Below are 17,914 nucleotides of genomic sequence, written 5' to 3'. Positions count from 1 at the left end.
CTTACGAACGCTAAGAGGTTATGGTTTGCAAAAAATTGTTAAGCTTATCTTAAAGCAGTGGCTTTTGGGAAAGGTTTAAGCTTTGTAGGAAAAATTTTTATTTTAATTAAGTTAATTTTTTTGGATACTCCTTAAATATGCATGGCAAGACAAATAATTTGATACCTGTAATTTTCTTACTTTTGAAAAAAATTCAGCTTCTTGAAAACTTATTTATTTTCCATTATAATTCTTCTTTCATCATTACCAATTCTGGCTCAAAAAAACCAGGAGATCAATTATGATTCAGACCGAACTTTGAAGAACGAAGAACGATATCCTGGTGCATTGATCTTAAGCAAGGTTGATAACCAGGTCTATTTTGATCATGACGGTATTGAAGTTTGGTGTGATAATGCTGTTTTCTACAAATCTGATAACTTTTTTAAGGCTTATGGGAATATTAGAATGCAACAGGGTGACAGTGTGAGAATGACCAGTAATTATGCTGAATATAATGGAAATACCGAATTTGCCTTTGCTAGTGGGAATGTAAGAATGGAAAGACCACAAACTACTCTCGAAACTGATAGTCTCTTTTTTGACCGAATTAAGCAACAAGCCTACTATAGAAGCGGCGGAAAAGTTACCGATACTGCCAGTGTCCTTACAAGTAAGATTGGCAGATATTTTATGGAAGAGGACAAATACAGTTTTAGAAATGAGGTCTTAGTAACTAATCCAGATTACACTATTAACTCTGAACAACTGGATTTTTATTCTGAAAGTGGTCACGCCTACCTATATGGCCCTTCAACAATTGTTAGCGAAACCAGCACCGTATATTGTGAAAGAGGGTTTTATGACACAAGGGCAGATAATGGATATTTTGTGAAGAATTCCCAGATAAATTATGACAACCGCATATTAAAAGGTGATAGTCTGTATTTTAACCGGGAAAACAATTTTGCTTCTGCGACAAACAATATCCGGGTGATAGATACTATTAATGATAGTCGGGTTACCGGCCATTATGCCGAAGTATATAGGGATAAAGATTCAGTATTTATTACTAAAAAAGCTTTAGCAGCAAGCCTTCAGGATCGGGATACCTTATTTATACATAGTGATACCATCATGATCACCGGGAAACCCGAAAAGCGCGTGATAAGGGGTTATTATGACGTGCGAATTTTCAAAGAGGATCAAACCGGTGAAAATCCTATGAGCGGGCGAAGCGATTCTATTTTTTCTGATCAGCAATCTGGCCTAACAAAACTTATAAATATTAGCAGTAGGGGTAACGGAAAACCAGTACTATGGTCTGGAGAGAATCAAATGAGTGGTGACAGTATTCACCTAATAAGTAATACTAGAACAGAACAATTAGACTCCTTACTGGTTTTTGATAATGCCTTTTTAATTCAAAAAGATAGTATCGAGGGTTTTAACCAGTTAAAAGGAAAAGAACTCACTGGTTATTTTAAGGAGAATACCCTAGAAAAGGTTGTTATCAATAAAAATACAGAGACCCTGAATTATATGCGAAATAATGAAAATCAATTAATTGGCATTAATAAGACCCTGGCCAGTTCAGTTGAAATTCTATTCGAAGAACAGCAGATCAAGGATATTTACTATTATAATCAGGTAGACGGTGATCTCACTCCAGAAGCCGACTTTCCTCCAAACGCGAGAAAACTCCAAGGTTTCAACTGGCGCGGCGAGGAACGCATACTTAGTAAAGAAGGACTTTTTGAGGGAGAAGCTGAACCTGAACTAACAAAGATCAAGGGTATAGATCTGCCAGATGCACCAGAAGAATTTTTTGATGAAAGAGAAGATGATGATCTTTTGTTAAATGAAAATTCCAGATTAAATCCTAAGGTTCTAAAGAATAGAAAAACAGACAGCATCAAATTCAAAAAGAAGGTATTGCCAGATTCTATTAAAAAGAACATTATAGAAAAAGATAGTATTAATAATAAGGCAGCCCAGAATCAATAGATTGAAAAAGGATTTTTTAAAATATCAGGCGCAAACAACGCCACATCCTCTGGCGCTGGAAGTATCACACGCTAGCGGATCATATATAGTTACTACAGACGGGAAGGAACACCTGGATTTTGTAGCCGGAGTTTCTGCCTGTAGTGTAGGTCATTCCCATCCCCGGATAGTTTCAGCAATAAAAGAACAGGCAGAAAAATATTTACATGTGATGGTCTACGGAGAATATGCTCAGAAACCGGCGGTAGAACTAACCAAGCTACTTTCAGAACATTTGCCTAATCCTCTTAGTAAAACTTACCTGGTAAATTCTGGAACCGAAGCTATTGAAGGTGCAATGAAACTAGCCAGAAGAGCCACTGGAAGAACAGAGATCATCGCAGCAAAAAAAGCCTATCACGGCAATACCATGGGCTCTTTAAGCCTTATGGATTTCGAGGAAAGAGTTAAACCTTTCAGGCCTCTAATAGGAGATATTTCTTTTATTGAATTCAATCGCGAAAAGGATCTGGAGAAGATCACTTCTAAGACCGCAGCAGTAATTCTGGAGACCATCCAGGGAGGAGCTGGTTTTATAATGCCAACCAATGATTACCTCAAAAAGGTGAAAAAGAGATGCGAAAAGGTAGGCGCACTTTTAATCCTTGATGAAATACAACCTGGATTTGGAAGAACCGGAAAGCTTTTTGGTTTTGAAAATTTCGACCTGGTTCCAGACATAGTAGCTCTGGGCAAAGGAATGGGAGGAGGATTACCTATAGGAGCCTTTTCAGCATCTGATGAGCTAATGGATCTATTGATGGATAATCCTAAAATGGGGCATATAACTACTTTTGGTGGTAATCCATTAATAGCAGCTGCAGCTTTGGCAACTCTTCAGGAAATTACTGAGTCAGATCTTATGGAACAAAGCCTGGAGAAGGAGAAATTATTCAGAAAACACCTACAGCATCCTCTTATTGAAGAAATTAGAGGAAAAGGTTTAATGCTAGCTTTGATTTTAGAATCTGCCGAAATTGCTGATAAACTGATCCTGAAGGCCAAGGAAAAACAACTCATTTTATTCTGGCTACTCTTCGAAAAACGAGCAGTACGGCTTACTCCCCCACTTACCATCTCTGAGGAAGAAATATTGAAAGGTTGTGGCATTATTGTTGACATACTCAGGGAGATAGAGAAAGATGAAATGGAATGTTAATTATTTTGTTAACAACAATAAGACGTAATTTCCAATTCACCTTTAATCATTTATAACTTTAGTACAGTAGAAATCCCTTAATCACTCTCTTATGCAGCTAAGCCATAACGAAGAAGATAATTTCTCACTTTCCCGCTTCGAATCTATGCTTAAAACAAATGACGTTTTATTTTTTGATTCGAACGAATTTGAAAATATTATCAATCACTATCTTGAGAATGGTAAGTTCTCTCTTGCCAAAAAAGCGGTGAAAATGGGCCTTGCCCAGCATCCTACTTCGGTGAACCTTAGACTGTTTAAGGTGGAGATCCTTGTATTTGAAGACAAACTGGATCTCGCTGATGGAATTCTAAATGAGCTGAAAGAATTAGAAACTTCTAACGAAGAGATCTACATTCAAAAAGCACAGATTTATTCTAAAAGAGATATGCATGCGGAGGCAATAACTATGCTTCAGGCCGCACTTGAAATCACCATGGAAGATGCAGAGATCTTTTCTCTTATAGGGATGGAATACCTTTTCCTGGAAGATTTTGAAAATGCCAAGTATAGTTTCATGAAATGCCTTGAGGCAGATGAAGAGGATTATTCAGCATTATACAATATCATGTACTGTTTCGACTTTTTAGAACAGAAGGTGGAAGCGATAGATTATCTTAATTTATACCTGAACAAGAATCCATATTGTGAAGTTGCCTGGCACCAGGTAGGGAAGCAATATTTTGACCTTAAACAATACACAAAGGCATTAGCCGCTTTTGATTTCGCAATAATTAGTGACGACAGGTTTGTAGGCGCTTATCTTGAAAAGGGTAAAGTGCTTGAAAAACTTAAGCGTTATAATGAAGCTATAGAAAATTATAACATTACGCTGGAACTTGAAGATCCTACTTCCTTTGCTTATTTAAGGATAGGAAAGTGTTTTGAAAAGTTAGGTTGTGACGATCTGGCATTGAAGAATTACAAGCAAACGGTCCATGAAGATCCATTACTTGATAAGGGGTGGATCGCTATCACAGACTTTTACATCAAAAAACTGAATTTTCAGAAGGCTCTTTATTACATCAATAAAGCTATAAATATTGATGAAGAGAATGTCTTATACTGGAAAAGATATGCTAAGATAAACAGCAGGCTTAATTTCTTTGAAGAAGCAGAACAAGGCTATAAAAAGAGTCTTGAGCTTGGAAATTATGAGCTGGAAACCTGGATTAGAAGATGTGATATTCTAATAGGTCTGGGAGAATATGAAACTGCTATAAACAGTATGCTCCAGGCATTAGAGTTTTATCCTACAACTGCGGAAATTGAATACCGGCTTGCTGGTTTGTTTTTCTGCACTAATAAAGGAGAAAAAGGCTATTTTCACCTAAACAATGCTCTAAAAATAGACTCAGAATACTATATAATTATAGAAGAATTATTTCCTAATATTTTTGACCGTAAAAGCGTCAAACAAATTATAAATTCCTTCGTAAAGCTCTCTTAGTAATTTTGCTACCTTTGGCGAATTCATAAAAATAGAAGATGCAACGAAGTTTTTTGGATTACCTCAAGATCACTTTTAAGGGAATGGCCATGGGTGCGGCAGATGTTGTCCCAGGAGTCTCTGGAGGTACCATAGCCTTTATTTCCGGTATATATGAAGAATTAATATCTACTATAAGCGGAGTAAATCCTGCTCTCCTTGCAGTTTGGAAAGAAGATGGATTTTCAGCTATGTGGAAAAAGCTGAACGGTAATTTTATAATAGCACTTTTCACCGGGATCCTTATAAGTATTTTTACGGTAATGCGCCTAGCGAATTACCTATTAGAGAACCATCCTGTTCTTATATGGTCTTTTTTCTTCGGGTTGGTAATTGCAAGTATCTGGTTTGTAGCCAAGCAAATTCCGAAATGGAGCTGGAAGATCATTCTAGCGCTGGTAATAGGTGCAGGAGTGGCTTTTTACATTGTTAGCCTACCTCCTCTCGCAGCCAACTCAAGTTATACATTTCTATTCTTTGCAGGTGCCATTGCAGTATGTGCAATGATATTACCAGGTATTTCCGGAGCTTTCATTTTAGTACTACTTGGCGCTTATAAATCTGTTACTGAAGCCGCGCATGACTTCGATATTAAAACATTAGGTATAATTGGTCTGGGAGCTGTATTTGGCTTGCTTACATTCTCAAAAGTTTTAAAATGGCTTTTTGTACACTACAGTAGCATCACATTAGCGGTGCTAACAGGATTTATTGCCGGTTCACTCAATAAGATCTGGCCCTGGAAGCAAGTTTTGGAAACTGCCATTTATGGTGATAAAGAAGTTATTCTTAAAGATGCTTCTGTTCTACCATGGAATTTTGATGGAGACCCACAAACCTTGTGGGCGGTATTACTGATGCTGGCAGGTTTTCTTTTGATCATCATACTAGAAGCGGTAGCTACCAAAAATCCCGAAATTCCAGATGCAGCAAACTAGAACGTTTACCGATAAGATCCTGCTTGTTCTTAAGGGTCTTGCCATGGGTGCTGCGAACAAGGTTCCAGGTGTTTCCGGTGGTGTGGTTGCGTTCGTTGCAGGTTTTTACGAAGAGTTTATATACTCTCTGCAAAAAGTAAATATAAAGGCCTTTAAACTTCTAATATCAGGGAGGTTTAGAAGTCTATATCGATATCTAAACGGAAGGTTCCTTGGATTGCTTATCCTGGGCATGTTGATAAGCTACTTTAGCGTTTCCAAAATTCTGGATTATCTAATTGTACATTTCGAACTTTATGTGTGGTCGGCTTTTTTTGGAATGATCATAGGTTCTATCTACTACATTAGTAAGGATTTTGATGAATGGGATAGAAACTCCGTAATATTTGCCCTTTTAGGAATTATATGCGGTATCGGCATCAGTTTTCTGGAACCTGCCAGAGAAAATGACAATCTCTGGTTCGTTTTTATCTGCGGAATGATAAGCGTTTCAGGAATGACCTTACCGGGACTTTCCGGTAGTTTTATCCTTATTTTACTGGGTAATTATGTATTGCTTTTAGTAGATTCTGTAAATGCCCTTTATGACACTATGGCTGAGATCATTCTTCTTGATTTCAGCTTTATTGATAATAGTGAAAGAATAAGAATGCTTCAGGTTCTTTTTGTTTTTGCCGCCGGTTCACTGGCGGGACTTGTATCCCTGTCACACCTCCTGGGATATGTACTGAAAACCAGAAAAAAAGAAACATTTGCTGTAATAATTGGTTTTATTGCCGGATCACTGGGGGTAGTGTGGCCCTGGAAAGAAAAGATCTATAAATTAAATGACGCAGGCGAAATTCTTATTGATAGAGAAGGAAATAAAATAATAGATAATTATGACCGGTTTCTACCTCAATTCGATTCTTCTGAAACCTGGCTCGCGGTATTTTTTATTCTTATAGGGATATTTATAGTTTTAGGCCTGGCCTGGTATGAAAACAGAAATTCAAGGAAATGAGAATTTACGGACTAATTGGGAAAAATATAGATTACTCTTTTTCCAGAAAGTATTTTACTGAAAAATTCAGCATTGAAAATTTAAAATGTGAATACAGAAATTTTGACATTCCTGATATAGAAAAGTTCCCCTCAATTATCAGGGAAAATGGGGTAGCTGGATTTAATGTCACAATTCCCTATAAAGAGGCCATCATTCCTTATCTAGATCAATTAGATACTCATTCAGAAAAAATTAAGGCTGTAAACACCATTAAACTCGAAAAGAATGGCAGCCTAACCGGCTATAACACAGATTACTGGGGGTTTTTAGAAGCACTAAAACCACATTTAAAACCTCATCATAAAAAAGCACTGATCCTGGGTACTGGTGGCGCTTCTAAAGCCATTGCTTACGCCCTCGAATTATTAAGGATAGATTATAAGTTTGTATCCCGAAAACCTGAGGAAAATCAAATAGCTTATTCAGATATTGATGGGGAGATCCTGGGCAACTACCACCTTATCATTAATTGCACCCCCCTGGGCACCTTCCCAGATATAGATATTTCCCCTAATGTCCCTTTCCAATTTATTTCAGAAAAGCACCTTGTTTTCGACCTTATATATAATCCTTCAGAAACTAAATTAATGAGGCTTGCTACAGAAAATGGAGCCAAAACTCTAAATGGTTTGCAGATGTTAATATTTCAGGCAGAGAAAGCATGGAAGATCTGGAATTCCTAATTCAGCTCAATAATTACCTGATCTTACCCAGATAAATAAAACTAATCGCTTGTTCAATTTTAGGGGAGTTGTTATCTTTCAGCAATAATTGATTTAGAGGAACCTTAACATTGAAATATATGTCACAGCAAGAAAATGAAAACAAGAAAAAAGAGCTTTCTTCCGAAGATTTAAAAAAGTCTGAAAGTATTAAAAAACAGGAAGAAAATTCTTTGAACGAGGAGAGTAAGGAGAATATGTCGGCAGAGTCTGTTGGTGACCAATCAAAAGAAACTACTGGGAATACTAAAGATGATTCAGTAGAATCGTCAAACACGGAAAATAAAGAATCTACAGATCACGAAGACGCGATGTTAGATGAATCGGCTTCAGGTAAAGCTACTTCAGACCAGAAAGCCCTTGAAAAGGAAAACCCAGATGCAGATCCTTATACTGATATTGAAGGAAAGGAAGAACCGGAAAATCCATTCTTCAAGGAACCAGAGGTGATCAAAGAGAATTCTGAAAAAGAGGAAAAATCCGTTAAGAAAATTTCAGATTCTACCGATAATGAAGACGCCATGGTTTCTGAGTCTGAATCCAGAAGTAAAAAAAACGGTGAGCAGGATGACGAAGATGATCTGGATAGTGATATAGGAGATGCAGTAGTTGGCGAGAAGAAAAAAGCCTCTGGCAATGACCATGAAGAGGATATGGAAAGTGCGGTAGCTGAAGATAGTGAGGATGAAAGTGCCAACGAGCGACACGATATCGAAAAGAAAGATTATCATTCCATGAACATGGAAGCTCTGGCAGATGAACTTGAGAAGCTTCTGAAAAACGAAAAGATCCAGGCAATCAAGGAACACGTGGCAGAAATTCGTCATGAATTCAATGCGAAGTTCGATGAAGAAATGGAAGAGAAAAAAGAAGATTTTCTGGCTGAAGGCGGAAATATCATAGACTTCCACTACTCCACTCCGCTAAAAAAGCGTTTTAGCTCAATTTATTTCGACTATAAAGAACAACGAAATAATTACTACCAGCGGCTTAAAAAAGATCTTAACGAAAATCTGCATAAAAGACTTGAACTTATTGAAGAGTTAAAAGGTCTTTTAGATGTAGAAGAAAATATCAATACTACTTATAATCACTTTAAAGAGATCCAGGATAAGTGGCGTACTGCGGGACCAATCCCAAGAGATCGCTATAACAATGTTTGGAATACCTACCACCATCACGTAGAGAACTTCTATGACTTTTTACACCTTAACAGGGAATTCAGGGATATGGATTTTAAACATAACCTGGAACAAAAGCTTAAGGTGATAGACCGTGCGGAAGAACTGGTGCAGGAAGATAACACGAACCGGGCATTTAGAGAACTCCAGATGCTACACAAAATGTGGAAGGAAGAACTGGGGCCTGTAGCAAAAGAATACAGAGAAGATATCTGGGAGAGATTCAGTACCGCCACTAAGAAAATTCATGATAAGCGGCAGGAGTATTTTAATCAGCTAGATGAGGAATACGAAAAGAACTGGGAACGTAAACAGGAGATCATAGAAAAGATCAAAGTGATTGCTGAGGAGGACTTTGACAGTCATAATAAATGGCAGCAAAAGATCAAGGAGATCGAGGCACTTAGAGAGTTGTTCTTTAATGCCGGGAAAGTTCCACGTAGTAAAAATCAGGAGACCTGGAATGCTTTCAAGGAAAACGTTCGTAAGTTCAACAGGAAAAAGAACGCTTTTTATAAAAATCTAAAGAAGCAGCAGTACGAGAATTTAGAAAAGAAAAAAGAACTTATTCAGATCGCTGAGGATAATAAAGATAGTGACGACTTTAAGACTGTCACTCCACTTATGAAAAAAATCCAGGCAGACTGGAAGAAGATTGGTCATGTTCCTAGAAAAGATAGTGACAAGGTTTGGAAACAATTCAAAAAAGCCTGCAACCACTATTTTGATCGTATGCACGCTCAGAAAAATGAGGATAATAAAGAAGAGGTCGAAGCCTTTGAAAAGAAAAAGGAGATCCTGGACCAGGTAAAAGGCATCGAACTTACCGGTAATAAAAAAGAAGATCTTCCAAAGATCAAGGAACAGATAAATGCCTGGAAAGAAATTGGCAAAGTTCCTTATAACAAGAGGTTCATCGAAGGAAAATTTAATAAAGCCCTGGATCAATTATTCAAGAAAATGGATATTGATAACACCAAGGCCGAAATGATGAAGTACGAAAATAAGGTACAGGCACTTGATGATGCAGATGACGACAAGAAAATTAGAAATGAGCATTATTTCCTTACTAAAAAGATCGAGGAGACAAAAGCAGAAATAAGACAGCTTGAGAATAACCTGCAGTTCTTTTCTAATGTAGATGACAAGAACCCACTAGTACAGGATGTACATAAAAATATTGCAAACCATAAGGCTGATCTTGAAGTCTGGAAGGAAAAACTGAGAAAAATCAAGTCCTTATATTAATAAAATGAAAATGCCTTGCAGTTTATGCAATTGCACTACCCGTGAGTTTGAAAAAGCAGATGAAAGGGTATATGTGCAATGCACAGGTTGCAAGGCAATTTTACTTTCCCCTGAGAATTATCTTACCCCAGAGGCCGAAAAGTTCAGGTATAGTTTACACAATAATGATGTGAATGACCCCGGCTATATTAACTTTGTTTCACCTGTAGTTGAACAGATAAAAACCGACTTTAGTTCAGACTCAATCGGTCTCGATTTTGGATGTGGCACGGGACCTGTAATCACTTCAGAATTAAAAAAATCTGGATTCCAGATATCACTTTTTGATCTCTATTTCCAACCTAATAAAAAGGTTTTAGAGAACAGTGTTGATTTTATAATCTGCTGTGAGGTAATGGAGCATTTTAAAAATCCGTTAAAAGAGTTTAAATTACTGCGCTCATTACTCAAAGAACAGGGAAAATTATACTGTAAAACTGAAGTCTGGAAGGAGACGATAGATTTCCACAACTGGCAATATAAAAATGACAAGACTCACGTATTTTTTTATAGTCGTGAAACTCTTGAATGGATCAGGGAGAATTTACAGTTTTCAGATCTGGAGATAAAAAATGGTATTATCGTCTTCTCTGCCTGATCATTGTGTTTTAGCTTCATTCCAGAAAACATCCATCTCTGCCAGAGTCATGTCCTTTAAAGCCTTGTTATTTTCTTTTGCTTTACCTTCCAGGTACTGGAAGCGTTTAATAAACTTCTTATTAGTCCTTTCTAAGGCGTTCTCCGGGTTTACATTCAGGAATCTGGCATAGTTTACCATAGAGAAGAGAACATCGCCAAATTCGGCTTCTATTTCATCCTTATTATCCATGCTAATCTCATGTTGAAGTTCTTCCAACTCTTCCTTAAGTTTTTCAAAGACTTGTTGCGGTTCTTCCCAGTCGAAACCTACACCGGCTACTTTATCCTGGATACGATTTGCTTTTACTATTGAAGGTAAAGATCTGGGCACTCCTTCCAGAACACTTTTTTTACCTTCTTTGAGTTTTAGATTTTCCCAGTTCCTTTTCACTTCTTCCTCGTCTTCAACTTTTACATCTCCGTAGATATGCGGATGGCGATCTATGAGTTTATCGCAAATACTATTGGCCACATCGGCAATATCAAAATCATTGGTCTCACTTCCTATTTTAGCATAAAAGACCAGATGCAATAAAACATCCCCTAATTCCTTTTTGATCTCCTCCATATCCTTATCCAGGATGGCATCGCCCAACTCGTAGGTTTCTTCAATTGTAAGATGCCTTAAAGACTCCATAGTTTGCTTTCTATCCCACGGACATTGCTCTCGAAGCTCATCCATAATGGTCAATAATCTATCAAAGGCTTTTAATTGTTGTTCTCTGGAATTCATGGAAAAATGATTTTGGTAAAAATAGGATTTCGTTGTTTGAAATCTGAATGAATTCATCAAAAAACCTTCTTAAGCTTTATATTCATTCGGAATTTCCTCAAAGATCAGTCGTCAAAGAAACGGGGAAAATTAAAACAAAGAGTATATAAACGACAAAACCCCCAGTAAAACTGAGGGTTTTTATTGAAGGGTGGAAGACCGGTTTCGAACCGGCGACCTCCGGAACCACAATCCGGCGCTCTAACCAGCTGAGCTACAACCACCATTTGATTAGCGGATGCAAATGTAAGTTATTTCAACTATTTCGCAAAGAAAAATTTTCAATTAAATAAGGTCGAAGATAGAATCTACTGCCACATTGCGATCAACATTAAAGCCTTCTGCATGTTCTTTATTAATAAGTCTCCCCATATCCTGAGCTCGGTAAGTGATGCTATCCAGAAAGTTACTGCTGGAAATCGGCGTTTCTGGTTCGTTACTTTTTTCGTCAAAAAACTGGGATCGGTAAGCCAATACAGATTCAACTTTTTTATCTAAATAACCTGAAATATCCACTACAAAATCAGGTTTCAGGTTTTTCCATTGTATATAATGAAACACATGTTTAGGTCTCCAGGCTTCCTGTTTATTCCCGTTCATAATGGTTTCGATCTTCCTTAAACCACTAAGGAAACAGGCTTCACTTACTAATTTAGCTCCTTTCCCATGATCTATATGGCGATCTTCAATAGCATTACATAAAACGATCTCCGGCTTGTATTTTCTAAGGATCTTTATGATCTCTAATTTATGCGCGGTATTATTCTCAAAAAAACCATCACTAAATTCAAGGTTATGACGCATCACCACTCCCAGAATTTCAGCAGCTGCTTTTGCTTCTTTATCTCGAATTTCAGCCGATCCCCTTGTACCAAGCTCTCCTCTGGTTAGGTCAAGTATTCCAACTTTTTTTCCGCGATCTACTTCTTTCGCTATGGTTCCTGAGCAGCTCAATTCAACATCGTCTGGATGTGCTCCCACCGCCAGTATATCTAATTTCATTTGTTCGTATTTATAATTTATTCAATCGGTCAAATATAATTTAGTGCTCTACTTTGTTCTATCAATAGCTTGTTTGAGATCTTCAATAAGATCTTCTACCTCCTCTATACCTGCAGAGAACCTGAGCAAATTATCTTTAATACCTTGTTTCATTCTTCCCTCTTCACTCAACAATCCATGAGATGTTTTTGAAGGCAGTAGAATGGTACTTTCTACTCCAGCCAGACTCATGGAAGGTTTAATTAAATGAAGGGCTTTCATAAATGCTGAAGCATCTATTTTTTCATTCAATTCGAAAGACAGCATCCCACCGAATCCTTTCATCTGTCTTGTAGCCAGCTCATGATTAGGGTGGCTCTTCAATCCTGGATAATATACACGACTAACTTCTGGATGAGAATTTAAAAATTCTGCCAGTTTCAATGCATTTTCGTTCTGCGCTTTCACTCGAATTCCCATCGTTTTAATACTACGCTCTAACAACCAAACCGTATAATCACTTAGACTTCCACCAAAATTCTTGGCCATTTGGAAGATCCTTTCAATATTCTCTTCAGAAGAGATAACGGTTCCAGCCAGAATATCACTATGACCGCCCATATACTTAGTTGCAGAATGTATCACTACATCTATCCCAAAATCTATAGGGTTTTGATTCACTGGTGAAGCAAAAGTATTATCTATCATACTCACCACTTCATATTCCTTAGCCAGTTTTGCTACAGCTTCAAGATCTGTTATCCCCAATAATGGATTTGACGGTGTTTCAATATAGATCACTTTCGTGTTCTCCTTAATCTCATCTTTTAAAGATTCGGCTTGCGCATCTTTAGCGAAAGTATATTCAATTCCAAATTTATCGAACTCTTCCGTGGCCAGATTACTAGTCCCTCCATATAAAGAATCCTGAAATACAACGTGATCTCCAGCTCTAAGAAATGCCATAAGGGAAGTGCTTACGGCTGCCATTCCGCTTCCAAATATCAAGGATGCTTCTCCATGCTCCAGTGCTGCCATTTTCTTCGCCAAAGCCACCTGATTAGGGGTATTAAAATACCTGGGGTAGCGTTTGGTCTCTACGTCTTCAAAAGCATAAGAGGTAGACATATAAAGTGGAGAAACCGCTCCTCTAAATTCCTTATCTTCTAACTCTCCAACATGGGTACAGATCGTGTTGATCCCTTTGCTCTTATTCATAGATTATCATTAAAAAAATTGAGCCCTAATGTACTAAGAATTCTGCTAAATGCAGTAATAGCCTAATAATCCAGTTCTATACCTGAGACAGAAGTTAATTAAAGTTAAACCTTAGCCATTGCCTCTGGTGAAACCTTCTATTTTGACTAACTTTCAATTTGAATAAAAAATTGAAATGATGAAGTATGTAAATGCATATGCAGCTAAATCTAATGACGCCGATCTGGAACCATTTGATATTGAAAGAAGAGAAATATTAGCAAATGATGTAAAGATCGAGATAGATTATTGCGGAGTATGTCATAGCGATATTCACCAGGTTAGAAATGACTGGGGAAATAGTAAATATCCTGTTGTCCCTGGCCATGAGATCATTGGTAGGGTAATCGAAGTTGGTAAAGATGTAAAAAATTACAAAGAAGGCGATCTCGTAGGGGTTGGATGTATGGTAGATTCCTGCCAGGAATGCCAGTCCTGTAAAGATGATCTGGAACAGTATTGTGAAAATGGAATGACGGCAACTTATAATGGAAAAGATGAACATCTGGGAGGTCATACCTTTGGAGGTTACTCTGAATCTATCGTAGTACGTGAAAAATTCGTTCTAAAAGTACCAGAAAACCTGGACACTAAAGCGGTAGCACCACTACTTTGTGCAGGTATTACAACATGGTCTCCGCTTAGACAGTGGAATGTAAAGAAAGGCGACAAAGTTGGGGTTGTAGGTCTTGGAGGTTTAGGTCATATGGGTGTGAAGTTTGCCAGTGCGCTAGGAGCTCATACCGTAATGATCACTACTTCTCCTGGAAAAGCAGAAGACGCTAAAAGATTGGGTGCAGATGAAGTTCTTATCTCTAAAAATGAAGATGAGATGAAAAAACATCAGGGCACTTTTGATTTTATCCTGAATACCGTTCCAGTAGGGCATGACACCAACCCTTATGTTGGGTTATTGAAAAGAGATGCAACTATGACCCTTGTAGGTGCTATTGACGAGGTAGATATTCACGGTGGAGGTTTAATTATGGGTAGAAAACGACTTGCCGGATCACTTATCGGAGGAATTAAGGAAACTCAGGAAATGCTGGATTTCTGTGGAGAGCATGATATTGTTTCAGATATTGAAATGATCGATATTCAGAATATCAATGATGCTTTTGACAGGGTCGTAAAGTCTGATGTAAAATACAGATTCGTTATAGATATGAAATCTATCAGGAAATAATATGAGCATACTTTCTTCCCTTTTAGGAAATGCTGGTGCAATAGATAAAAGCACGCTTCAGGAGAAATATGGTAAATTATTGATCCCTTCTGAAGAGATCGAAGCGGGTTTCAAGATCATCAGGGATACGTTTATTTTTACAAATAAGCGATTAATCCTTGTAGACGTTCAAGGTCTTACCGGCAGTAAGATCGAATATTTTTCAGTCTTATATAAGAGTATCACCAGGTTTAGTGTTGAGACAGCAGGAAGTTTTGACCTGGATGCAGAACTAAAGATCTGGATCTCGGGAGAACAGACTCCTTCTATCTCCAAACGTTTTAATAAGAAGGTAGATATATATGAAGTTCAGAAATTATTAGCGGAGTTTACGCTCTAAGAAGATTCTGTAACAAGGACAGATCAACAAGGTTTGATTAAGTTTAGTATCTAACTATTTTATCAAGCTTTATTTATAATTAAAAGCCACGTATATCTATAAAATTACGTGGCTTTTCTTATTTAAAGATATAACAGGATCTTATTTATTCTAAGACGAGTTTATATCTTTGTTTTTTTAGCAATTGTTGAACGATCATCTATAAAATAAATGAACTTATTAATAACCAATATCAAAGAATTACTTCAGGTAAGAGAACCAAATATTCTAAAAGTTTCAGGTAGTGAAATGAAGGAACTTCCTACCATCAAGAATGCATGGTTGTTGATAGAAGATAATAAGATAGCAGATTACGGTTCCATGGAAAACATTCCTGAAATAGTTGCTGACGAAACTATTGATGCAACTGGTAAGATCGTTTTACCAACCTGGTGTGATTCTCACACCCATATTGTATATGCCGGAAATAGAGAACTGGAATTCGCAGATAGAATCAATGGTTTAAGTTATGAAGAGATCGCCAATCGCGGGGGTGGAATTCTGAACAGCGCTAAAACGCTTCAGGACACTCCAGAAGATGAAGTTTATGACCAATCTGCCAAACGGCTGGAGGAAGTTATGAAACTCGGTACCGGAGCTATCGAAATAAAATCTGGATACGGTCTAACCGATGAAGCTGAACTTAAAATGCTAAGAGTAATAAGAAAGCTTCGTGAAAACTATGATCTTCCTGTAAAATCTACTTTTTTAGGAGCACATGCAATTCCGAAGAATTATAAAAATGATCCTGACGCTTATATGGATCTGGTGATTAATGAGATCCTTCCTGAAGTTGCCAAAGAAGATTTAGCTCAATACATCGATATATTTTGCGAGAAAGGATATTTTTCACTTGATGATACCCATAGACTTTTAAGTGCAGCTAAAGAATATGGATTAAAACCGAAAATTCATGTCAACCAGTTCAACGCTATTGGAGGTGTTAAGGCCGGAGTTGAACATGATGCTCTAAGTGTAGAGCACCTGGAGGTAATGAATGATGAGGATATTGAAGTTTTAAAAGGTAGCCAAACCATGCCGGTAGCACTTCCCTCCTGCTCACTATTCTTAAGTATTCCTTATACTCCTGCGCGACGAATTCTGGATGCAGGACTTCCATTAGCCCTGGCCACAGATTTTAATCCCGGTAGCACACCAAGCGGAAATATGAATCTTGTAGTTTCCCTGGCTTGTATTAAAATGAAAATGACTCCTGAAGAGGCTATAAATGCTGCAACTATTAATGGAGCTTACGCCATGGAACTAAGTGAAACACACGGTAGTATCACCAAAGGAAAATTTGCTAATTTCATTATTACCAAAGAGATCCCCTCCTATACTTTCTTACCTTATGCCTTTGGGACCAACTCTATTGAATCGGTTTACATAAATGGAAAAATAGTTTAAAATGAAAGGGCTAAAGCTATATAGAGCGGCAGACATACAAAAGCTGATCTCTACAAGAAAAGGAGAAGTGAAATTCGGTGAGAATTTAGGATTTATCCAAAGTTTAGATGAATTAGAACAACATCCAGCTAAATACTTTCTCTTCGGAATCCAGGAAGATATTGGAGTAAGAGCTAATTATGGTAAACCAGGGACTTCGAATGCCTGGAAGGCTGCTTTACCGTCTTTACTGAATATCCAGGTGAACAGATTTAATAAGCCCGAGAATCTTATTGTACTTGGTGAACTAGACTGCAAAGACCTGATGCAGAAAGCTTCTTATTTTGATGATTCAGACCCTAACTATCATGCAAAATTAGGCGATCTGGTAAAAGAAATTGACCAACTGGTTGCAGACCTTATTGAGTTTATCATTTCTAAAGGTAAAATTCCGGTGATCGTTGGAGGCGGACATAATAATGCCTACGGAAATATTAAAGGCGCGGCTAAAGCTTTGAAGGATCCTATCAATGTTATTAATATTGATGCTCATACAGACCTTAGACAGCTAGAGCATCGCCATAGTGGAAATGGATTTAGTTATGCCATCGAAGGCCAGTATTTGAGAAAATATTCGGTATTTGGTTTGCAAAAAAATTATACTCCAGAATACATTTTTGAAGAAATGGAAGCTTCAGAAAATATGAGTTTTAGTTTAATGGAAAACCTGTTGAAATATCCAGACGAGTTATCCAGACGTTTTGAGCAGTCTCTTGAAAAGGTGGGGAATTCAAATTTTGGATTTGAGTTAGATTGTGATGCAATCGCAAATTTCCCAAGTAGCGCTAAATCTCCTTCAGGCTTTTCAGAAGATCAAATCAGGAATTTAATTCAACTAACCTCAAATAACGAAAATTGCTGTTACTTTCATATTTGTGAAGCCGCACCAGATGAGCAAACTTCAGCCCAGGTTGGGAAAGCTTTAGCTTATTTTATTAGTGATTTTATCAGGGATTAGTCAGGAATTTTGATCTAATCGATTTTCATCACTATTACGCTGCCAGGGAAATCTACCTTCAATTTCCAGCTCTATAGATAAGCTTAAAAATGTCCTGATAAGCACAATGACACCAAGAGTAAGCACTTTATTCATAGTAGGTTCAGTGACTACCGTCGCAATTATATCTGCTGCGACCAGGATCTCCAGCCCCAGCAATATTCCTTTTCCTAATTCCTGTCTCAAAAGCTTATAGGATCTCTGGTTTCCATTTTGTTTCGAAAACAGAAATTTTCCAATAGCGATTATTGTTCCTACTAATATGGTTAGAACCCCTCCAATCTCAATAATTTTAGCTGTATATTCTATATATAGTTCTATATTCTCCATAGA

Annotated in this window: 16 protein-coding genes and 1 tRNA gene; 12 read left to right on the top strand and 5 right to left on the bottom strand. The window is 37.5% G+C overall.

Annotated features, from left to right (window positions below):
* The first annotated feature begins 201 nt into the window (after nucleotides 1-201).
* From G530_RS0112295 to G530_RS0112260, 8 genes are all read left to right on the top strand, one after another.
* Nucleotides 202-1,986: an OstA-like protein gene (locus G530_RS0112295; RefSeq protein WP_026934824.1), complete on the top strand. Its 1,785-nt coding sequence runs from the start codon at nucleotides 202-204 to the stop codon at nucleotides 1,984-1,986.
* Between the two features lies 1 nt (nucleotide 1,987).
* Nucleotides 1,988-3,184 carry an aspartate aminotransferase family protein gene (locus tag G530_RS0112290; RefSeq protein WP_026934823.1) on the top strand — a complete coding sequence of 399 codons (1,197 nt, stop codon included), beginning with the start codon at nucleotides 1,988-1,990 and terminating at the stop codon, nucleotides 3,182-3,184.
* 91 nt (nucleotides 3,185-3,275) lie between these two features.
* Nucleotides 3,276-4,673 carry a tetratricopeptide repeat protein gene (locus G530_RS0112285; RefSeq protein WP_026934822.1) on the top strand — a complete coding sequence of 466 codons (1,398 nt, stop codon included), beginning with the start codon at nucleotides 3,276-3,278 and terminating at the stop codon, nucleotides 4,671-4,673.
* 38 nt (nucleotides 4,674-4,711) lie between these two features.
* Nucleotides 4,712-5,650: a DUF368 domain-containing protein gene (locus G530_RS0112280; protein ID WP_026934821.1), complete on the top strand. Its 939-nt coding sequence runs from the start codon at nucleotides 4,712-4,714 to the stop codon at nucleotides 5,648-5,650.
* A complete protein-coding gene (locus G530_RS0112275) occupies nucleotides 5,637-6,653 on the top strand; it encodes a DUF368 domain-containing protein (protein WP_026934820.1) in 1,017 nt (338 codons plus the stop codon). The genes G530_RS0112280 and G530_RS0112275 overlap by 14 nt, the downstream gene beginning before the upstream one ends.
* Entirely contained in the window at nucleotides 6,650-7,378 is a 729-nt protein-coding gene (locus tag G530_RS0112270) for a shikimate dehydrogenase family protein (protein ID WP_026934819.1), read from the top strand. Before G530_RS0112275 ends, G530_RS0112270 begins: the two co-directional genes overlap by 4 nt.
* Nucleotides 7,379-7,497: 119 nt before the next feature.
* The gene (locus G530_RS0112265) at nucleotides 7,498-9,846 is read left to right on the top strand and encodes a DUF349 domain-containing protein (protein ID WP_026934818.1); all 2,349 of its coding nucleotides are present in this window, start codon (nucleotides 7,498-7,500) and stop codon (nucleotides 9,844-9,846) included.
* Nucleotides 9,847-9,856: 10 nt separating this feature from the next.
* Nucleotides 9,857-10,483: a class I SAM-dependent methyltransferase gene (locus G530_RS0112260; protein WP_035716403.1), complete on the top strand. Its 627-nt coding sequence runs from the start codon at nucleotides 9,857-9,859 to the stop codon at nucleotides 10,481-10,483.
* Here G530_RS0112260 and mazG read toward each other — a convergent pair whose 3' ends face one another.
* The 4 genes from mazG to G530_RS0112240 form a co-directional block, all read right to left on the bottom strand.
* On the bottom strand, nucleotides 10,484-11,257 hold the full coding sequence (gene mazG, locus G530_RS0112255) for a nucleoside triphosphate pyrophosphohydrolase (protein ID WP_026934816.1): 774 nt from the start codon (nucleotides 11,255-11,257) through the stop codon (nucleotides 10,484-10,486).
* 188 nt (nucleotides 11,258-11,445) lie between these two features.
* A tRNA-His gene (locus G530_RS0112250) sits at nucleotides 11,446-11,521 on the bottom strand.
* 60 nt (nucleotides 11,522-11,581) lie between these two features.
* Entirely contained in the window at nucleotides 11,582-12,298 is a 717-nt protein-coding gene (gene bshB1 / locus G530_RS0112245) for a bacillithiol biosynthesis deacetylase BshB1 (RefSeq protein ID WP_026934815.1), read from the bottom strand.
* A 48-nt stretch (nucleotides 12,299-12,346) separates the two neighbouring features.
* Entirely contained in the window at nucleotides 12,347-13,495 is a 1,149-nt protein-coding gene (locus G530_RS0112240) for a trans-sulfuration enzyme family protein (protein WP_026934814.1), read from the bottom strand.
* A 178-nt stretch (nucleotides 13,496-13,673) separates the two neighbouring features.
* Here G530_RS0112240 and G530_RS0112235 point away from each other — a divergent pair, with 178 nt between their 5' ends.
* The 4 genes from G530_RS0112235 (at nucleotide 13,674) to G530_RS0112220 (ending at nucleotide 17,542) form a co-directional block, all read left to right on the top strand.
* Complete coding sequence (locus G530_RS0112235; RefSeq protein WP_026934813.1) at nucleotides 13,674-14,720, top strand: NAD(P)-dependent alcohol dehydrogenase; 1,047 nt, start codon at nucleotides 13,674-13,676, stop codon at nucleotides 14,718-14,720.
* A gap of 1 nt (nucleotide 14,721) precedes the next feature.
* Nucleotides 14,722-15,099 (top strand): PH domain-containing protein, encoded by a 378-nt coding sequence (locus G530_RS0112230; RefSeq protein ID WP_026934812.1) that lies wholly within the window; start codon nucleotides 14,722-14,724, stop codon nucleotides 15,097-15,099.
* A gap of 210 nt (nucleotides 15,100-15,309) precedes the next feature.
* Nucleotides 15,310-16,545, top strand: a complete 1,236-nt coding sequence (hutI, locus tag G530_RS0112225; RefSeq protein WP_026934811.1) for an imidazolonepropionase — start codon at nucleotides 15,310-15,312, stop codon at nucleotides 16,543-16,545.
* Between the two features lies 1 nt (nucleotide 16,546).
* Nucleotides 16,547-17,542 (top strand): formimidoylglutamase, encoded by a 996-nt coding sequence (locus G530_RS0112220; protein WP_026934810.1) that lies wholly within the window; start codon nucleotides 16,547-16,549, stop codon nucleotides 17,540-17,542.
* Here G530_RS0112220 and G530_RS0112215 read toward each other — a convergent pair whose 3' ends face one another.
* Nucleotides 17,543-17,911, bottom strand: coding sequence for a DUF1622 domain-containing protein (locus G530_RS0112215; protein WP_026934809.1), 369 nt, complete (start codon nucleotides 17,909-17,911; stop codon nucleotides 17,543-17,545).
* Nucleotides 17,912-17,914 lie beyond the last annotated feature (3 nt).

The sequence above is a fragment of the Christiangramia echinicola DSM 19838 genome, from assembly GCF_000423065.1.
Taxonomy (GTDB): domain Bacteria; phylum Bacteroidota; class Bacteroidia; order Flavobacteriales; family Flavobacteriaceae; genus Christiangramia; species Christiangramia echinicola.
The sequence above is the reverse complement of the archived record's forward strand: the minus strand, read 5'-3'. Positions and strand labels throughout refer to the sequence as shown.

Excerpts from the sequence above, each read along its gene's own strand:
- bshB1 (WP_026934815.1), bottom strand. The coding sequence starts at position 12,298 with ATGAAATTAGATATACTGGCGGTGGGAGCACATCCAGACGATGTTGAA.
- G530_RS0112235 (WP_026934813.1), top strand. The coding sequence starts at position 13,674 with ATGAAGTATGTAAATGCATATGCAGCTAAATCTAATGACGCCGATCTG.
- G530_RS0112275 (WP_026934820.1), top strand. The coding sequence starts at position 5,637 with ATGCAGCAAACTAGAACGTTTACCGATAAGATCCTGCTTGTTCTTAAG.
- G530_RS0112215 (WP_026934809.1), bottom strand. The coding sequence starts at position 17,911 with ATGGAGAATATAGAACTATATATAGAATATACAGCTAAAATTATTGAG.
- mazG (WP_026934816.1), bottom strand. The coding sequence starts at position 11,257 with ATGAATTCCAGAGAACAACAATTAAAAGCCTTTGATAGATTATTGACC.
- G530_RS0112270 (WP_026934819.1), top strand. The coding sequence starts at position 6,650 with ATGAGAATTTACGGACTAATTGGGAAAAATATAGATTACTCTTTTTCC.
- G530_RS0112230 (WP_026934812.1), top strand. The coding sequence starts at position 14,722 with ATGAGCATACTTTCTTCCCTTTTAGGAAATGCTGGTGCAATAGATAAA.
- hutI (WP_026934811.1), top strand. The coding sequence starts at position 15,310 with ATGAACTTATTAATAACCAATATCAAAGAATTACTTCAGGTAAGAGAA.
- G530_RS0112220 (WP_026934810.1), top strand. The coding sequence starts at position 16,547 with ATGAAAGGGCTAAAGCTATATAGAGCGGCAGACATACAAAAGCTGATC.
- G530_RS0112285 (WP_026934822.1), top strand. The coding sequence starts at position 3,276 with ATGCAGCTAAGCCATAACGAAGAAGATAATTTCTCACTTTCCCGCTTC.
- G530_RS0112265 (WP_026934818.1), top strand. The coding sequence starts at position 7,498 with ATGTCACAGCAAGAAAATGAAAACAAGAAAAAAGAGCTTTCTTCCGAA.
- G530_RS0112260 (WP_035716403.1), top strand. The coding sequence starts at position 9,857 with ATGCCTTGCAGTTTATGCAATTGCACTACCCGTGAGTTTGAAAAAGCA.
- G530_RS0112280 (WP_026934821.1), top strand. The coding sequence starts at position 4,712 with ATGCAACGAAGTTTTTTGGATTACCTCAAGATCACTTTTAAGGGAATG.
- G530_RS0112240 (WP_026934814.1), bottom strand. The coding sequence starts at position 13,495 with ATGAATAAGAGCAAAGGGATCAACACGATCTGTACCCATGTTGGAGAG.